General features: G+C 65.4%; 15 protein-coding genes. All 15 read left to right on the top strand.

Features of this window, described 5'->3' with window-relative positions:
* Nucleotides 1-25 precede the first annotated feature (25 nt).
* The 15 genes from FJX73_02470 to gatA all read left to right on the top strand — a co-directional run bounded on the left by FJX73_02470 (nt 26) and on the right by gatA (nt 16,532).
* Nucleotides 26-991 (top strand): ABC transporter permease, encoded by a 966-nt coding sequence (locus FJX73_02470; GenBank protein ID MBM3469641.1) that lies wholly within the window; start codon nt 26-28, stop codon nt 989-991.
* Nucleotides 992-1,007: 16 nt separating this feature from the next.
* On the top strand, nt 1,008-2,150 hold the full coding sequence (locus tag FJX73_02465) for an ABC transporter permease (protein MBM3469640.1): 1,143 nt from the start codon (nt 1,008-1,010) through the stop codon (nt 2,148-2,150).
* Nucleotides 2,151-2,152: 2 nt separating this feature from the next.
* Complete coding sequence (locus FJX73_02460; GenBank protein MBM3469639.1) at nt 2,153-2,644, top strand: hypothetical protein; 492 nt, start codon at nt 2,153-2,155, stop codon at nt 2,642-2,644.
* A 120-nt stretch (nt 2,645-2,764) separates the two neighbouring features.
* Nucleotides 2,765-3,133: a helix-turn-helix domain-containing protein gene (locus FJX73_02455; protein ID MBM3469638.1), complete on the top strand. Its 369-nt coding sequence runs from the start codon at nt 2,765-2,767 to the stop codon at nt 3,131-3,133.
* A 106-nt stretch (nt 3,134-3,239) separates the two neighbouring features.
* Complete coding sequence (locus FJX73_02450; protein ID MBM3469637.1) at nt 3,240-4,898, top strand: peptide ABC transporter substrate-binding protein; 1,659 nt, start codon at nt 3,240-3,242, stop codon at nt 4,896-4,898.
* 68 nt (nt 4,899-4,966) lie between these two features.
* A complete protein-coding gene (locus FJX73_02445) occupies nt 4,967-5,932 on the top strand; it encodes an ABC transporter permease (protein ID MBM3469636.1) in 966 nt (321 codons plus the stop codon).
* A 20-nt stretch (nt 5,933-5,952) separates the two neighbouring features.
* Nucleotides 5,953-6,879, top strand: coding sequence for an ABC transporter permease (locus FJX73_02440; GenBank protein ID MBM3469635.1), 927 nt, complete (start codon nt 5,953-5,955; stop codon nt 6,877-6,879).
* Between the two features lie 61 nt (nt 6,880-6,940).
* On the top strand, nt 6,941-8,614 hold the full coding sequence (locus FJX73_02435; protein ID MBM3469634.1) for a peptide ABC transporter substrate-binding protein: 1,674 nt from the start codon (nt 6,941-6,943) through the stop codon (nt 8,612-8,614).
* 103 nt (nt 8,615-8,717) lie between these two features.
* Entirely contained in the window at nt 8,718-9,755 is a 1,038-nt protein-coding gene (locus FJX73_02430) for an ABC transporter ATP-binding protein (GenBank protein ID MBM3469633.1), read from the top strand.
* 13 nt (nt 9,756-9,768) lie between these two features.
* Complete coding sequence (locus tag FJX73_02425) at nt 9,769-10,797, top strand: dipeptide ABC transporter ATP-binding protein (GenBank protein ID MBM3469632.1); 1,029 nt, start codon at nt 9,769-9,771, stop codon at nt 10,795-10,797.
* 142 nt (nt 10,798-10,939) lie between these two features.
* Complete coding sequence (locus FJX73_02420; GenBank protein MBM3469631.1) at nt 10,940-12,703, top strand: ABC transporter substrate-binding protein; 1,764 nt, start codon at nt 10,940-10,942, stop codon at nt 12,701-12,703.
* A 58-nt stretch (nt 12,704-12,761) separates the two neighbouring features.
* The gene (locus tag FJX73_02415) at nt 12,762-13,787 is read left to right on the top strand and encodes an ABC transporter permease (GenBank protein MBM3469630.1); all 1,026 of its coding nucleotides are present in this window, start codon (nt 12,762-12,764) and stop codon (nt 13,785-13,787) included.
* Nucleotides 13,788-13,858: 71 nt separating this feature from the next.
* Nucleotides 13,859-14,734 (top strand): ABC transporter permease, encoded by an 876-nt coding sequence (locus FJX73_02410; GenBank protein MBM3469629.1) that lies wholly within the window; start codon nt 13,859-13,861, stop codon nt 14,732-14,734.
* Between the two features lie 16 nt (nt 14,735-14,750).
* On the top strand, nt 14,751-15,044 hold the full coding sequence (gene gatC, locus FJX73_02405) for an Asp-tRNA(Asn)/Glu-tRNA(Gln) amidotransferase subunit GatC (GenBank protein MBM3469628.1): 294 nt from the start codon (nt 14,751-14,753) through the stop codon (nt 15,042-15,044).
* A 9-nt stretch (nt 15,045-15,053) separates the two neighbouring features.
* Entirely contained in the window at nt 15,054-16,532 is a 1,479-nt protein-coding gene (gene gatA / locus FJX73_02400; GenBank protein ID MBM3469627.1) for an Asp-tRNA(Asn)/Glu-tRNA(Gln) amidotransferase subunit GatA, read from the top strand.
* Nucleotide 16,533 lies beyond the last annotated feature (1 nt).

Genomic DNA, 16,533 nt, shown 5'->3' with positions numbered 1-16,533 from the left:
CTTCGGCCCCTCCTGCCCGATGCCGATGCTCAGGCACATCGCGCGCCGTCTGCTCCACCTGATCCCAATGCTTCTGGGGATCACGCTGATCTCTTTCGCCATCATCCAGCTTTCACCGGGGGACTTTCTGGCCGAGGCCCGCATGAACCCGGTGGTCAGCACCGAGACCGTGGACCGGATGCGCACGAGCTTCGGGTTGGACCAGCCGCTGCACATCCAGTACCTCAGATGGCTATGGAACGCGCTCCGACTGGATTTCGGCTACTCGTTCGCGTTCCAGGTGCCGGTGATCTGGCTCATTGGGTCGCGGTTGATGAACTCGGTGCTGCTGAACGCGGTGTCGTTCGCGGTTGCCTGGGCAATCGCCATACCGCTGGGGATACACGCTGCCCGGCGGCAGTACTCGGCATCCGACAACGTGCTCTCGTTCTCCGCGTACCTGGGCATCTCGACCCCGACCTTCTTCTCTGGGCTGTTCCTGCTCTACCTGGCGTTCAGAACGGGCTGGTTCCCAATCGGCGGCATGACCAGCATTGACCACGACTTCCTGCCCTGGTGGGGGAAGATCCTGGATGTGGCCCACCACATGGTGCTGCCGGTGCTGGTCCTGGGCGTGCTGAGCGTGGCCGGCCTGATGCGCCAGATGCGGGCGAACCTGCTGGAGGTGCTGCGCCAGGACTACGTCCGAACCGCCCGGAGCAAGGGCCTGGCCGAGAGGGCGGTCATAAACAGGCACGCGGTGCGCAACGCCATCAATCCCCTGATCACGATCTTCGGGTTCAGTCTGGGCGGGCTCCTGGGCGGCTCGGCGATCCTGGAGAACGTGATGGGATGGCCCGGAATCGGCAAGCTGATCGTGGAGGCGACGATTCAGAAGGACCTTTACGTGGTGATGGCGTCGCTGGTGATCGGTTCGGTGACGCTGGTCGCGGGAAACCTCATAGCGGACGTGCTGCTCGTGGTGAGCGACCCCCGCATACGGTACGACTAGGAGGTACGGGTACAGCATGACTCAGGGCGCAAGGAGCGCGTTCCGGCAGACGCGTCCGACGCTGCCGGAGCCGGCGGCGGACGGACAGGTGCGCACGCAGGTGCGTCTCGCCTGGCGGCAGCTCCGCAAGCACCGAATGGCACTGTTCGGCGGCGGGGTGCTGATCGTGCTCTACACCCTGGCCGTCTTCGCCGAGTTCCTGGCGCCGTACACGTTGGACTTCTCAGACCGGGAGCGCTTCTTCCACCCGCCGATCATTCCCACATTTCGCGATGAACAGGGATTCAGCCTGAGGCCGTTCGTCCACGGGACGACGCTGGCCGACCCAGGGCTGCGCAGGTTCGACGTGGACCAGACGCGCAGGTACTATGTGCGGACCTTCGTGCGCGGAGAGCCCTACCGGTTGTTTGGCGTTGTCCCCTCTACGCTGCACTTCTTTGGGGTGGACGAGCCCGGCCGCATCTTCCTGATGGGAACGGACCAGTCGGGCAGGGACCAGTTCAGCCGCATCCTCTACGGCTCGCGCATTTCGCTTACAATCGGCATCATGGCAGCGGCCATCACCATTCCAATCGGCATGATCTATGGCGGCCTGGCTGGCTACTACGGCGGCAGGGCGGACAATGTCATGATGCGCCTGTCGGAGATCATCATTGCCTTCCCCGAGTTCTACCTGTTGCTGACGCTCAGCGCCGTGCTGCCGTCGGCGGTGGGGTGTACCACGCGGTTCTACCTGATCACGTTGATCCTGTCCTTCATCGGCTGGGCCGGGTTCTCGCGGCTCATCCGAGGTGTGGTTCTATCGCTCAAGGAGCGCGAGTACGTCCTGGCGGCCAAGGCGGCGGGGCTCGACGACTTCCGGATAATAGTGCGGCATATTCTGCCCCAGACCTCGTCGCTGGTGATCGTGGTCGTGACGCTGGGCATTCCCGGCGCGATCCTGGGGGAGTCGGCGCTGTCGTTCTTCGGCTTCGGAGTCCGGGAGCCGTGCGCCTCGTGGGGCAACCTGCTGACGACCGCCTCGAACCTGCCGACGCTCATCCTGTCGCCCTGGCTGCTCTTCCCCGGGCTGTTCATCATCGCGGCGGTCGTGGCCTTCAACCTGTTCGGCGACGGGCTCCGGGACGCCCTGGACCCCCGCCACAGGACCGCCTCGTAGCCTTGCTGCCCCGTACACGCCGATCGCTGATCGGGCCCCTGCTGTGGGCGGTCGGGGTCCTGGTCGTCGCGGCCCTCCTGGTCGGCCTGGACCGGGCCTGGCAGGCCAGGCAGGGCCCGGACGCCTCTGACCCGACCGTGCGTGTGGACCCGGCAGTGCGGGTGGCCGGCGCTGTCCGAAGCATCTCGGGCAGCGACGGCGTCAGGCGGGTGGACTACGACGCAGCCGCGCGGGCGGCCACCGTGGAGGTCACCTCCCGCTACTACGGCGCCGGCCGTCCGGCCGCGGACAACCGGGAGCACCTGGCCACGGAGGGGCGTCTGGGAGCGCAACTCGTGCTGTCCCTCCTCCAGCAGGACGGTGAGCCCCCGGTGCGGCAGGTAGTCATCCGGCTCTTCAGCGGTCGGACGCTCCTGGCCACTGTGACCGCCCGGGCAGGCCAGGAGTACGGCCAGTTTGCCGTGGAGTACGCCGGGCCCCTGGCCCTCCGCTGAGCCGTAACCGCTGAACCGCACCCCGGGAACCGGGCCCGCTGGGCCGTCCCGGAACCCGCCGCTCTCATTCGGCGTAGTATACAATTGACCAATCTGGTATATAATGGCAGAGATGCACCTATGACAAGGCGCCCCAAGACCCGCGCGACGACCGAGCCGGGTCCCGTGATGACGGTGGCCCAGGTGGCGGCCCATCTCCAGTTGAACCGGCTCACGGTCTATCGGTACGTGCGCGAGGGCAGGATCCCGGCGGCGCGGATAGGCAAGGTATACCGTATCTTCCGGGAGGACGTGGACCGGTTCCTCGAGGCCCGGTTGGTGGGCCCGGGGAGGAGCGCGCCGGCGCCGGCCAAGGTAGTACGTCCCCAAAGCCCCCAGCGGCCAGAGGAGATCTGCGTCAGCCCCCATGTACGCGGGAGGCCTCAGCCCTGGGACCCTGCGACGATGCCGGGCAGCCCCGTGGACTGGATCCTGCGGGTACTGCATTGAGGCGGCGGCCCGTGCAGGGGAGGTGAGGTTCTGGGCGGAATAGTACGCGGAGCAGTAGGCGGTAGAAGCTCGTCAGATCTCACACCTTGCAGAAGGAGGTAACAGAATGACGAATACCAAGCGTTCCCTTCTGGCGCTGGCCATCGTTGCGGCGCTGGCGCTGGGGACCCAGATTCCGTCGGTTGTGGCCCAGCAGAGCCGCGACACCGTTGTTTTTGGCATGGCCCAGGAGCCGGACTGCCTTGCCATGACGTTCTGCTCCATGGCCGCGGGCATGGCCATCGTCAACTCCGTCTTCGCCGACATGGTGAAGTACAACGACAAGTGGCAGCTGCATTCCCAAACAGTCGAGAAGGTCCCGACGTTGAAGGACGGGGACTGGCAGCTGCTGCCCGGCGGCAAGATGAAGGTGACCTACAAGTTCAAGAAGGGCTTCACCTGGCACGATGGGAAGCCCGTCACCGCGCTGGACGCATCCTGGACCTACCTGATGCTGCGCAACCCGCGCAGCCCGGCGATTACCCGGTTCGTCCTCCGCAAGATCGAGAACATGCTCGTTCCCAACCCCCAGGACCCCTACACATTGGTCGTCCAGTGGAACGAGACCTACCCCTTCGCCAACACCGGGCACACTGTCTATCCGAGGCACGTGATGGAGCGCGAGTACCTGCGGGACCCCGCCGGCCTGAAATCCCACAAGCAGGTGCGCAGTCCAGTCGGCAGCGGCCCTTACAAGCTGTTGGAGTGGGTGCCGGGCAGCCACATCACGCTTGAGGCCTACGACAAGTTCCCCGAGGGCGCGGCCAAGATCAAGAAGCAGGTGTGGCGCTTCATCCTGGACGCCACTGTTTTACAAGCCAACGTGATCGCCAACCAGGTGGACGCCACCGAGATCAACAACTTCTCGATTGACCAGATGATCGAGATCGAGCGCCGCAACCCCGCTGTGACCGCTCACTACACGCCGGCCATGATCTGGGAACACATTGACGTCAACGTGGAGAATGAGTGGCTGAAGGACAAGCGGGTGCGGCAGGCGATCGCCCACGCGATCAATCGCGAGGAGTTCAGCACCAAGCTCTTCTATGGGAAGCAGCCGGTTGCGCACACCTGGCTGCCGGAGCGGCACGAGGGCTTCAACCCGAACGTCAAGAAGTACGCCCACGACCCGGCCCGGGCGCGCACCCTGCTCACCGAGGCCGGTTTCTCCATGGGCCCCGACGGCTTCCTGCGCGACTCCAAGGGGGCGCGGTTCGAGATCTCGATCATGACGACCGCGGGCAACGCCGTCCGAGAGCAGGTTCAGCAGATCATGAAGGAGCAGCTCAGGGCGGTGGGCATTGACCTCCGGATTGACAACCGGCCGGCCAGCGTGCTGTTCGGTACGGTCACCCAGCGGCGGACATTCCCGCACCTGGTCATGTACGCCTGGCTGATGTCGCCGACCACGCTCGGCAACACCTTCTGGCACTCCACCCAGGTCCCGACGCCTGCCAACAACTGGGAGGGGCAGAACTACCCCGGCTTCCGGCACGCGGAGACCGACAAGATCATAGACCAGTACATGACCGAGATTGACGCGACCAAGCGCGTGGCGCTGCTCCGGAAGCAGCAGGAGATCTGGGCCGAGGAGCTGCCTTCGATCCCGCTCTACTTCCGGCTGCACCTGACCACGTCCAACAAGAAGCTGACGAACGTGAAGCCCACCGGGCTCTCGGGGACCTACATCAACTGGAACTCGCAGACCTGGGAGTGGAAGCAGTAACCTAGGCACGCGGAGTCTGGCATCGGGGGGGTGGGGATCACCCACCCCCCCTGGTTCGGAGGACAGCAATGCAACGATTCCTTGCGCGCCGGCTGGTCCATGGGGTCATCATTCTGATCGGCCTTTCGATCCTGATGTTCACGTTGCTCGTGCTCACGCCCGGCGACCCCGTGGAACTCATGGCGGCCAGCAACCCCGACATCCGGCCCGAAGACGTCGCCATGCTCCGGAAGTACTACGGGCTGGACGATCCGATGTACGTGCGCTACTTCAAGTGGGTCCGGTCGGTGCTCAAGGGGGATCTCGGTTACTCGCGGACCTACGGGACGCCGGTCACGAAGCTCGTCGTTGATCGGCTGCGCAACACCCTAACGCTCCTGGCCACCTCCGTGGCAGTCGCCTTCACGGTTGGTGTCACCGCCGGCGTGTACTCGGCCCTACACCAGTACTCGGCCACGGACTATGTGGTCACGGTCGGAGCGTTCGCCGGCCTGGCCATGCCCGTGTTCTGGCAGGGGATCGTCTTCATACTCCTGTTTGCCGTGTGGCTGCCGTGGTTTCCAGCAGGCGGCATGATGACCCCTGGCGTCGCACCTGGGTGGCCCATGTTCCTGGACCGCCTGTGGCACCTGGTGCTGCCGGTGTCGGTGCTGGCCACCAGCGGCATGGCCTCGTGGACGCGCTACATGCGCAGCAGCATGCTCGAGGTGGTCAGGCACGACTACGTGCGCACCGCGCGCGCCAAGGGGAACCCCGAGCGTGTGGTAATCAACAGGCACGCCCTGCGGAACGCCCTGATCCCGATCATTACGCTGATCGCGCTCTCCGTCCCCGGTATCCTGAACGGGGCAGTGCTGACCGAAACCGTCTTCTCGTGGCCGGGAATGGGGCTGCTGCTCTTTCAGGCGGTGCTCGGACACGACTACAACGTGGCAATGGCCGTCCTGCTTTTCCTGGCCCTGATGACGGTCATCTTCAATCTCCTCGCGGATCTAGCGTACGGCCTGGCGGACCCGCGCATCCGGTATGACTAGGCCGGGCTGGGGGAAGCCGCATGCAGGGTAGCTCGACACCACGACAGCTCGCGCTGGAACTTGAGCGGCGTCGCGCGGAGGCCGCAGGTTACGCCGTAGGGCAGTCGTACTGGCAGATCGCCTGGCGCCGTTTCCTAAAGCACCGGCTGGCGATGATAGGCGGCACCGCCTGCCTCCTGTTGACGCTCATGGCGGTGCTGGCGCCGTGGATCGCACCCCATCCCTTCGACCGCATCAGCCTCGATGCGCGCTGGATGCAACCCGGATTGACCGGGAACGTCTTCGGGACCGACGAACTGGGTCGCGACGTGCTGACGCGCATCATGTACGCCGGGCGCATCTCTCTCGTCGTAGGGTACGTGACAGCGGTCTCCATCTCGATCGTGGGCTCTCTCGTGGGCGCGGTCGCCGGTTTCTACGGCGGGTGGGTGGACAGCGTGCTCATGCGGCTGGTGGACATGCTGATCGCGATCCCGCTCCTGCCGCTCTACCTCATCCTCGCCGCGCTCATCCCGGGCGGAGGGGTGGGCAGGATCGTGCTGATCTTCACCCTGTTCGGATGGACCACCGTGGCGCGGCTGGTGCGCGGGCAGATCCTGTCGCTGAAGAGCCAGGACTTCGTGGAGGCAGGGCGTGCGATGGGCGCCTCGGAGGCCCGGCTGATCCTGCGGCACCTCATTCCAAACGCGCTTGCGCCGGTGATCGTGGCTGCGACGCTGACGGTGGGGACCGCGATCCTGTCGGAGTCGGGCCTGTCGTATCTGGGGTTGGGGATCCAGCCGCCGATACCGTCGTGGGGCAACATGCTCCAGCGCGCGCAGGAGTACCTGTTGAAGGCGTCGTGGCTGGCGGTCTTCCCAGGGCTGTTCATCTTTATCACGGTCTTGTCGTTCAACTTCCTCGGGGACGGGCTGCGCGACGCGCTCGACCCGCGGCTGAAGACGTAGGCATGGGAAGCAGGCAGGTTGTGTGCTCTGAGGGGTAATCTGGCTGGGAGGGGGGATTAGCATGGAGCGGGTTGTGCTTCGCGTGAGCGTTCTCGTGTTGAGTGTCCTGATCGCGCTGTCCGCCGCGGGGCCGGTCGCACAGGCCCAGCAGCGTCGCGACATTGTGACGATTGGTATGGCGCAAGAGCCGGATATCATTGGTCCGTTCTCGATCATGGCCGCAACCGGCGTCATCCACAACGTGATCTTCGGGTACGCGGCGCCCTTCAACGAGAAGTGGGTGCGTGTTCCCGTAATGGCCGAGAAGCTCCCGACGCTGAAGGACGGCGACTGGCAGGTTCTCCCCAACAACAAGATGCGCGTCATCTGGAAGCTCAAGCGCGGCTTCACCTGGCACGACGGGAAGCCCGTCACCGCGCTGGACTGGCGGTTCACCTACGGCATGCTGCGCAACCCGCGCACGCCCTCGACCGCCCGATTCGTCTTGAACAAGGTGGACAACATCCTGGTCACCAATATCAACGATCCTTACGAGATGGTGGTCCAGTGGAACGAGCTCTGGCCGTTCGCCGGCAGCGAGCCGTTCGGCCAGCCGTACCCGCTGCCGCGCCATCTGCTTGAGCGTCCCTATCTGTCCAACCCAGCCAACCTGCGGGCCGAGCCGTACTTCCGGCTGCCGGTTGCGAACGGACCCTACCGCATGACCGAGTGGGTGGCGGGCAGCCACATGAGCTTCGAGGCCCACGAGAAGTGGCCCCTGGGCGCGCCGGCGATCAAGAAGCTGACCGTGCGGTTCATCCTCGACAGCACGGTGCTGCAGGCCAACGCGATCTCGGGCGGCGTGGACGCCACGGAGATCAGCAACTTCTCCTGCATGCAGATGGAGCAGATTGCAGAGCGGGCGCCCCGGGTGAAGGCCAACTACCGTGAGGCCATGGTCTGGGAACGGATTGACTTCAACCTGGATGACGTGTGGCTGAAGGACAAGCGCGTGCGGCAGGCGGTCGCCTACGCGCTGGACCGGAAGGCCCTCGCCGAGGTCTCGTGCTCCGGCGGCCGGCAGCCCGTGGCGAACTCGTGGATGGCGCCCGGGCATCCCGCGGCCAACCCCAATGTGAAGAAGTACGACCTCGACCCGGCAAGGGCGCGATCGCTCCTGGCCGAGGCGGGATTCCGGCCCGGCCCGGACGGCTACCTGCGCGACGGCACCGGGAAGCGCCTTGAGTTGGAGATCTCCACCACGGCGGGCAACGCCATCCGCGAGCAGATCCAGCAGATCATAAAGGAGCAGCTCCGTCAGGTCGGCATTGACGTGCGCATCAGCAACCGGCCGGCCTCGGTATTCTTCGGGACCTACACGACCCGGCGGCAGTTCCCGCACATGGCGATGTACGCCAGCCTGTTCACGCCGGAGTCGGTGCCCCACGACAGGTTTCACAGCATCGGCATCCCGACACTTGCCAACAACTGGTCGGGCAACAACCGCGTTGGCTGGCGCCACGCCGAGAACGACCAGATCTGGGATCAGATAATCGCCGAGCTGGACGTGGAGAAGCGCTCAGCGCTGCTGCGGAAGCAGCAGGAGATCTTCGCGGAGGAACTGCCGAGCCTGTCGCTCTACTTCCGGCTCGACCTGACCACCTTCCCCAAGGCCATGCGGAACGTAAAGCCGGTGGGGTTGGGGACGTACTACCTGCCCTGGAACGTCTGGGAGTGGCGGTGGGCGGACCAGTAGCACCGCGGAGCCTGCAGGAGGAAGCACAAGGTCTGCGGAGCCCGGAGGAGGAAACACCCGTCCCGCGGAGAAGATTCGGGAAGATTACTGAGAGGTGAGGCGCGTGGCAGAGCCGCTGCTTTCTGTTAGGAACTTGAAGACCTACTTTCACACCGACGAGGGCGTGGTGCGGGCCGTGGACGGGCTCACCTACGACCTGGCGAAGGGCGAGACGCTGGGGATCGTGGGCGAGTCGGGATGCGGCAAGAGCGTGCACGCGCTGTCGGTCATGCGGCTCATCCCCACACCTCCGGGCAAGATAGTAGAGGGCGAGATCTGGTTTGAAGGCCGTAACCTGCTGACGCTGTCCGACGAGGAGATGCGTCACATCCGGGGCAACCGGATCGCCATGATCTTCCAGGAGCCCATGACGTCTCTCAACCCGGTGTTGACCATAGGCGAGCAGATCGCCGAGGCGGTCATCCTTCACCAGAAGCTCGACAAGAAGACCGCCTGGGATCGTGCCGCGGAGATGCTCGAGCGGGTCAAGATCCCGCTGGCCAGGGAGCGCGTCAAGGACTACCCGCACCAGTTCAGCGGCGGCATGCGGCAGCGCGTGATGATCGCCATGGCGCTGTCGTGCAATCCCTCGATCCTGATCGCCGACGAGCCCACCACCGCGCTGGACGTGACGATCCAGGCCCAGATCCTGGACCTGATCCGCGAGCTCCAGCAGGAGTTCCACATGTCGGTGATCGTCATCACCCACAACCTGGGCGTGGTGGCCGAGATGACCGACAACGTGGTGGTGATGTACGCCGGCAAGCCGGTGGAGCACACCGACGTGAAGCGCGTCTTCCGGGACCCGAAGCACCCCTACACCTGGGGCCTGCTGCACTCGATCCCGAAGCTGCACGAGCGCAGGGAGCGGCTGATTCCCATCGAGGGCCAGCCCCCAAGTCTGATTGACCTTCCCCCGGGCTGTCCCTTCGCCCCGCGCTGCCCGTTTGCCATGGAGATCTGCGTCCAGGAGGACCCGCCGGACGTGGACATCCAGGCCGGGCACTACGCGAAGTGCTATCTGTACACCGACCACGCGACCGGGGAAGAGAAGCGGGCGGCCGAGGCGGCGGGACTGTTGGCCTCGACGCGGAGAGCGTAGGAGGTAGGATGTGATTACTGGGACAGCGGGCGAGGTCATCCTGGAGGTGCGCAACCTCCGCAAGTACTTCCCCATTACCAAAGGGTTCATCTTCCAGAAGCAGGTCGGGGCCGTAAAGGCCGTGGACGACGTGTCGTTCTTCATCAAGACCGGCGAGACGCTCGGGCTGGTGGGCGAGTCCGGATGCGGCAAGACGACAACCGGCCGCGTCATACTGCGGCTCATGGAGCCCACCGCCGGAGAGGCGGTGTTCGAAGGGCGGAGCATCTTCTCTCTCGGCAAGGAAGAGCTGCGCCGGATGCGGCGTGACCTGCAGATCATCTTCCAGGACCCGTACTCGTCGCTCAACCCCCGCATGACCGTCGGTGACATCGTCGGCGAGCCGCTCGAGATCCACAACCTGGCGCGGGGCAAAGACAAGGTGCGCCGGGTTCAGGAACTGCTCGAGGTGGTCGGCCTCTCGCCCTACCACGCCAACCGCTACCCGCACGAGTTCAGCGGCGGGCAGCGGCAGCGGATTGGCATCGCCCGGGCCCTGGCGGTCAATCCCAAGCTCATCATCTGCGACGAGCCGGTCTCCGCGCTGGACGTCTCGATCCAGGCGCAGGTCCTGAACCTCCTGGAGGAGCTGCAGAAGGAGTTCGGGCTGACCTACCTGTTCATCGCGCACGACCTCTCGGTGGTCAAGCACATAAGCGATCGGGTCGCGGTGATGTACCTGGGCAAGATAGTGGAGGTGTGCCCGGTCGAAGAGCTCTTCGCCAATCCGCAGCACCCCTACACCGAGGCGCTGCTGTCGGCCGTGCCGATTCCCGACCCGGGGATGCGCCGCGAGCGGATCATCCTGCCAGGCGACGTGCCCAGCCCCTCCAATCCTCCCAAGGGCTGCCGCTTCCACACCCGGTGTCTCTATGCCGTTGAGTCCTGTCGTGTGAACGAACCACCAATGGTGGACGTGGCGGATGGGCACTATGTGGCATGTCCGGTTCAGCCGTTCAAGCACCAGCGCAGCAAGGCGGCCGTGCTCAAGGCGCCAGCGTAATAGCCGATCGCTACGTACCGCATTACGCCCGCCCGCCAGCGCGCCAGGACGGCTGAGGGCGGGCGAGTAACTTTCGGGCCTGGTACGAGAGAGACAGACTGAAGAGACAGACCGAAGAGACAGACTGACAGGAGGGTGACAGATGAGACTAGTGCGGAGGCAGGGGCTTATCCTGCTCGCGTTGACGCTGTCGCTGTCCCTCGCGGGACTGACAGGTACCGCCACGGGGCAGGCTGTGAAGAATCCGGACACCTTCATCCAGGTCAGCTTCGGTGACTGGGACACCTTCGACTACGCGTGGGCCTACGACACTTCGAGCCACACGATAATCTTCAACGTCTACGAGCCGCTGATCTTCTACGACGGCGGCCGCACCGATCGCTTCGTCCCCCGTATTGCCACGACCGTGCCCAGCGTGCAGAACGGGCTGGTCTCGGCTGATGGCAAGACCTACACGTTTCCGATCCGGGAGGGCGTGAAGTTCCACGACGGGACGCCGATGACCGCAGAGGATGCCGCCTACTCGCTGCGGCGGTTCCTGCTCATTGACCGTGACGGTGGCCCTACTTCCCTGCTCCTGGAGCCGATCCTGGGCATGACCAAGACCCGCGACGACAAGGGCAACCTTGTGCTGAAGTTCTCGGACCTGGAGCGCGCGGTGCAGGTCAAGGGCAACAGCGTGGTTGTCACGCTGAAGGAGCCCTTCGGCCCCTTCCTGAGCATCATGGCGCTGTGGTCCAGCGTGGTGTCCAAGAAGTGGGCCGCGGCCAACGGGGACTGGGACGGGACCGCCGCGACGATGGCCCGCTACAACAACCTCAAGAAAGAGTCCAGCGCCTTCTTCGAGAAGGCCAACGGCACCGGGCCGTTCAAGCTCGAGCGGTGGGATCGGGCCGGCAAGCAGGTAATCCTCGTACGCAACGACGGATACTGGCGCACGCCGGCCAGGTTGAGCCGGGTCGTGTTTCGCAGCATTGACGAGACCGCTACCCGCATCCTCATGCTCAAGGCCGGCGATGCCGACAGCATCGCGATCACGCGGCGTGAGCAGCCGCAGGTAGAGGGAGACCCGAACATCCGGATCATTGACAACCTGCCGTGGTTGCGCACCGACGCGTTCTTCTTCACGGTCGACATTGACACCCGAGGCAATCCCGACGTGGGCAGCGGACGGCTGGACGGTGCCGGTATCCCCGCCAACTTCTTCTCGGACATCCGGGTCCGGCGCGGGTTCGCCTATGCCTTCGACTATGCCACGTTCTTGCAGGACGCCTTCCGCAATCAGGGCACACTGCCCAAAGGCGTGATACCACCGGGCATGCTGGGCTTCGACGCGAAGAGGGAGTACTTCTCCTTCAGCCGCGAGAAGGCCATCGCCGAGTTCAGGGAGGCGTGGGGAGGCCAGGTGTGGGAGCGCGGGTTCAGGGCGACCGTGTTGTACAACACCGGCAACGTCGTCCGCGAGGTCGGCGCGCGGATCCTGAAGGACGGCGTTGAGGCTTTGAACCCCAAGTTCCGGCTGGATGTCCGGGGCATCACTTGGGCTTCCTATCTGGCGGCGATGAACGACGGCAAGCTGCCCGTCTTCTGGGTGGGCTGGGTCGCCGACTACCCGGACCCCCACAACTTCGCCTTCCACTTCCTGCACAGCGACGGCACGTTCCCCCAGGCCCAGCGGTTCAAGAACGAGGAGCTGGACCGGCTCATCATGCAGGCGATCAAGGAGACCAACCGGGACAAGCGCCAGGCGCTGTACTACCAGATCAACCAGAAGTTCTTCGAGCTGGCGCCGTCGGTCTCGCCGGTGAACCAGGTAGTGTTCCGAGTGCAGCGCTCCTGGGTGAGGGGATGGTACAACAACCCGGTGTTCCCGGGGACGTACTACTACACGATCTTCAAGGGATAGCCAAGCCCAAGCGGGGATCGGGGGGATACTTCCTCCCGATCCCCACTACGGGACTCCCATGACGGCATTCGTCGTCCGGCGGTTGATCCTGTTGCCCCTTGTTGCCTTTGGGGTAACCCTCCTGATATTCGGGCTGCTACAGATGCTCTCCCCGCAGATGCGGGCCGCGCTGTACGTGACCGACCCGCGCCAGCTCCGCGCCGTGGACAGCATCATCCGCATGCACGGTCTGGACAAGCCGTTCCACAGCCAGTACGTGGGCTGGCTGGGCCGCGTGGTGCGGGGCGACCTGGGGTGGTCGGAGACCGCCAAGATGCCGGTTGCGAAGGCGATCGCCACCTTCTTCCCGGCGACCCTGGAGCTGACAATCTTCGCGGTCGTACCCATCATTGTTGTTGGGATATGGTTGGGGACGCTTTCGGCGGTGCACCGCGACCGCCTTGTGGATCACTTCTCCCGTTTCTTCGCTATCAGCGGGACCTCTATGCCTACCTTCGTGTGGGGCCTCCTGCTCTTGATGGTGTTCTACGGTGCCTGGCAGATCTTCCCTCCAGGGCGCCTCTCGCTGGAGCCCAACATGTACGTGCTCTCCCAGCAGTTCCGCCCCTATACGCGGCTGATGACCGTGGATGCCCTGCTGAATGGCCAGCTCTGGATCTTCGTGGACGCGCTGCGCCACCTTGCGCTGCCGGTGTTGACCCTGAGCCTGGTTAGCTGTGCGACGCTCGTGCGCGTGACCCGGTCCTCGATGCTGGAGACGCTGCGCCAGGACTACGTGCGAACCGCGCGGGCAAAGGGTTTGGACAGCGGGGTCGTGGTCAACAAGCACGCGCGCAAGAACGCCATGATTCCGGTCGTGACGCTGTCCGCCCTGCTGTTCGTGGGGCTCCTCAACGGCGTGGCAATCACGGAGACGGTCTACGGCTATCCCGGGATTGGGCTCTGGGGCGTGAACGCCGCGATCCAGCTCGATGCGGCCGCGGTCGCCGGTTTTGCCCTGTTCAATGCGCTGCTGCTGGTGATGGGCAACCTGACAGCCGACATCCTCTACGCGTTGATAGATCCCCGCATCCGGCTGCGATGACGACTCAGGGGGCCCTCCACGAAGCCGCGGCAGGGCAGCCCGCCCATCCCAGGACGCTGAGTTCCTGGCAGATGGCCTGGCGCAGGCTCCGGCGCAATCCACTGTCCATGCTGGGGCTGGCCATCATTGTGGCCTTCGTGCTTACCGCGGTGCTGGCACCGGTCATCGCCCCCCCGAAGGAGGGGGCACGAGATCCCTACATGATGCCCCACGAGGGCTACAGCCCTGATCCGCGGCCACCACGGCCCGGCCATCCGCTCGGCACGACCGAGCAGGCGTTCGACATCTTCTACGGGCTCGTATGGGGCGCGCGCACCGCGTTTCGCGTGGGGCTGGCGGTCGTGGCCACCGCTGTCACCATCGGCATCGTGCTGGGTGGCATCTCGGGATACTACGGCGGCCGTCTCGACGAGATCATGATGCGCATCGTGGACGTCTTCTTGGCGTTTCCAGGCCTCATCCTGGCCGTGGTCGTCGTCGCGATTCTCGGACCGGGGCTGGAGAAGGTGATGTTCGCCCTGGCGCTGGTAAGCTGGCCCGGATACGCCCGGCTACTGCGGGGGGAGGTCCTCTCGGTCCGCGAGCGCGACTTCATAGAAGCGGCCAGGGCGCTGGGCGCGAGCGACCTCAAGGTCATTGCCAGGCACGTGCTGCCCAACAGCATCTACCCGGTGCTCGTTGTCTCCACGCTGGACATGGGGAGCATCGTGGTGGCGGCGGCGGCGCTGAGTTTCCTGGGGCTGGGCGCGCCGGTCGGCTACTCGGACTGGGGGCAGATCATCAGTCTCTCGCGGAGCTGGATTCTGGGTGCCGCCGGCAACGCCTTCCAGTTCTGGTACACCGTGGTCTTCCCCGGCGCCGCGCTGTTCCTGTTCACGCTCGGATGGAACCTGCTGGGAGACGCCTTCCGGGATATACTGGATCCGCGGCTGCGCGGTTCGAACTGATCCCGGGAGGTGGCGGATGGCGATCGAGCGGGCAACCGTTGAGCACGTGGCGCGCCTGGCCCGCCTGGCGCTGACCGACGAGGAACACGAGAGGTTCGCCGGGCAACTCGGCCGCATCCTCGAGTACTGCGCGCGACTGGACGCCGTCTCGATAGATGGCATTCCCGCGACATCGCACGTGCTCCCGATAGTCAACGTCCTCCGAGAGGACCTGCCATCCCCGTGCCTCTCGCGCGACGAGGTCCTGGCAGAGGCCCCGGCGCACGAGCAGGGGTTCTTCCGGGTCCCGCGGGTGCTCGAGCCGGAGTAGGGGGCCGGGATGGCAGAGCCCTCCTGGGAGTCCGCACGGGCCCTACGGGCCGCCTATGCCGCAGGAACGCTGCGGCCCTCAGAGGTCATCGCCGCGGCGCTCGAAAGTATCGCGCTGCGCGATCCAAAGCTTCACGCCTTTCTCCACGTTGACGCCGAGCGCGCCCGCAAGGAGGCGGCCGAGTGGGACGGCCGATATGCCCGTGCCCGGCAGAGCGCGGCCGGCGAAGTGCTGCCCCCACTCGCCGGGATTCCGGTTGCGGTGAAGGACAACATGTGCACGCGGGGCACCCCGACCACATGCGGATCGCGGATCCTCGAGGGCTGGCTCCCCCCCTACGACGCAACGGCGATTGCCCGGCTGCGCCAAGCCGGCGCGGTAATCATCGGCAAGACCAACCTGGACGAGTTCGCAATGGGGTCTTCCACTGAGAACTCCGCGTTCGGGCCCACCCGCAACCCCTGGGATCTCAGTCGCGTTCCCGGAGGTTCCAGCGGCGGCTCGGCTGCCGCGTTGGCCGCGGGATACGTGCCCCTGGCGTTGGGCTCCGACACCGGCGGCTCGATCCGGCAGCCCGCCGGCTTCTGCGGGGTGGTCGGCCTGAAGCCCACCTACGGCCGGGTCTCGAGGTACGGGCTTGTGGCGTTTGCCTCCTCCCTGGATCAGATCGGGCCGTTCGCAAGGGATGTGGCCGACTGCGCCCTGCTTCTGAACGTCATAGCCGGAGCCGATCCTCGCGACTCCACCTCGGCCGACGTCCCTGTGCCCGACTTCCTGGGCACGACCGACCAACCGCGGCAGGGGGTCCGCCTGGGCGTGCCGGCTGAGGCATTCGGCTCCGGGGTGGACGCCGGCGTGGCGGAGGCGGTCAGGGCCGCGCTGGACACCTTCGACAACCTGGGCTTCCGGGTCGAGGAGATCGCGCTCCCCACGCTGGACGCCGCGCTTCCAACGTACTACCTGATCGCGCCGGCCGAGGCATCCTCGAACCTGGCACGGTACGATGGGGTCAGGTACGGGATGCGGGATGGCTCGGATGATCTCTTTGAGATGGTCACGCGGACCCGGCAGAGAGGGTTCGGCGCCGAGGTCAAGCGCAGGATCATGTTGGGGACCTACGCGCTTTCCGCCGGCTACTACGAGGCGTTCTACATCAAGGCCCAGAAGGTTCGCACCCTGGTGGCGCGCGACTTCGATCGCGCGTTCGAGCGGGTGGACATCGTGGTGATGCCGACCTCTCCGACCCTTCCCTTCGCCATCGGAGAGCGCGTGGACGACCCGCTGCGAATGTACATGTCGGACATCTTCACGATTCCTGTGAACCTGGCCGGCCTGCCCGGTCTGGCGCTGCCGTGCGGGTTCAGCGCCGGCCTGCCGATAGGGATGCAGCTCGTGGGTCGGGCGTTCGACGAGGCGACGCTGCTGCAGGCAGGATACGCCTACCAGCAGGCGACTTCCTGGCACCTGCGGCACGCGCCGGAGGCCTGAG

It is taken from the genome of Armatimonadota bacterium, assembly GCA_016869025.1.
Lineage (GTDB): Bacteria > Sysuimicrobiota > Sysuimicrobiia > Sysuimicrobiales > Humicultoraceae > VGFA01.
Note: the sequence above shows the minus strand (reverse complement) of the source record. Positions and strands in the feature narration are given on the sequence as shown.

Coding starts and splice junctions, on each gene's coding strand:
- FJX73_02465 (MBM3469640.1), top strand. CDS start 1,008: ATGACTCAGGGCGCAAGGAGCGCGTTCCGGCAGACGCGTCCGACGCTG.
- FJX73_02445 (MBM3469636.1), top strand. CDS start 4,967: ATGCAACGATTCCTTGCGCGCCGGCTGGTCCATGGGGTCATCATTCTG.
- FJX73_02410 (MBM3469629.1), top strand. CDS start 13,859: ATGGCCTGGCGCAGGCTCCGGCGCAATCCACTGTCCATGCTGGGGCTG.
- gatC (MBM3469628.1), top strand. CDS start 14,751: ATGGCGATCGAGCGGGCAACCGTTGAGCACGTGGCGCGCCTGGCCCGC.
- FJX73_02440 (MBM3469635.1), top strand. CDS start 5,953: ATGCAGGGTAGCTCGACACCACGACAGCTCGCGCTGGAACTTGAGCGG.
- FJX73_02420 (MBM3469631.1), top strand. CDS start 10,940: ATGAGACTAGTGCGGAGGCAGGGGCTTATCCTGCTCGCGTTGACGCTG.
- FJX73_02450 (MBM3469637.1), top strand. CDS start 3,240: ATGACGAATACCAAGCGTTCCCTTCTGGCGCTGGCCATCGTTGCGGCG.
- FJX73_02470 (MBM3469641.1), top strand. CDS start 26: ATGCTCAGGCACATCGCGCGCCGTCTGCTCCACCTGATCCCAATGCTT.
- gatA (MBM3469627.1), top strand. CDS start 15,054: ATGGCAGAGCCCTCCTGGGAGTCCGCACGGGCCCTACGGGCCGCCTAT.
- FJX73_02455 (MBM3469638.1), top strand. CDS start 2,765: ATGACAAGGCGCCCCAAGACCCGCGCGACGACCGAGCCGGGTCCCGTG.
- FJX73_02435 (MBM3469634.1), top strand. CDS start 6,941: ATGGAGCGGGTTGTGCTTCGCGTGAGCGTTCTCGTGTTGAGTGTCCTG.
- FJX73_02415 (MBM3469630.1), top strand. CDS start 12,762: ATGACGGCATTCGTCGTCCGGCGGTTGATCCTGTTGCCCCTTGTTGCC.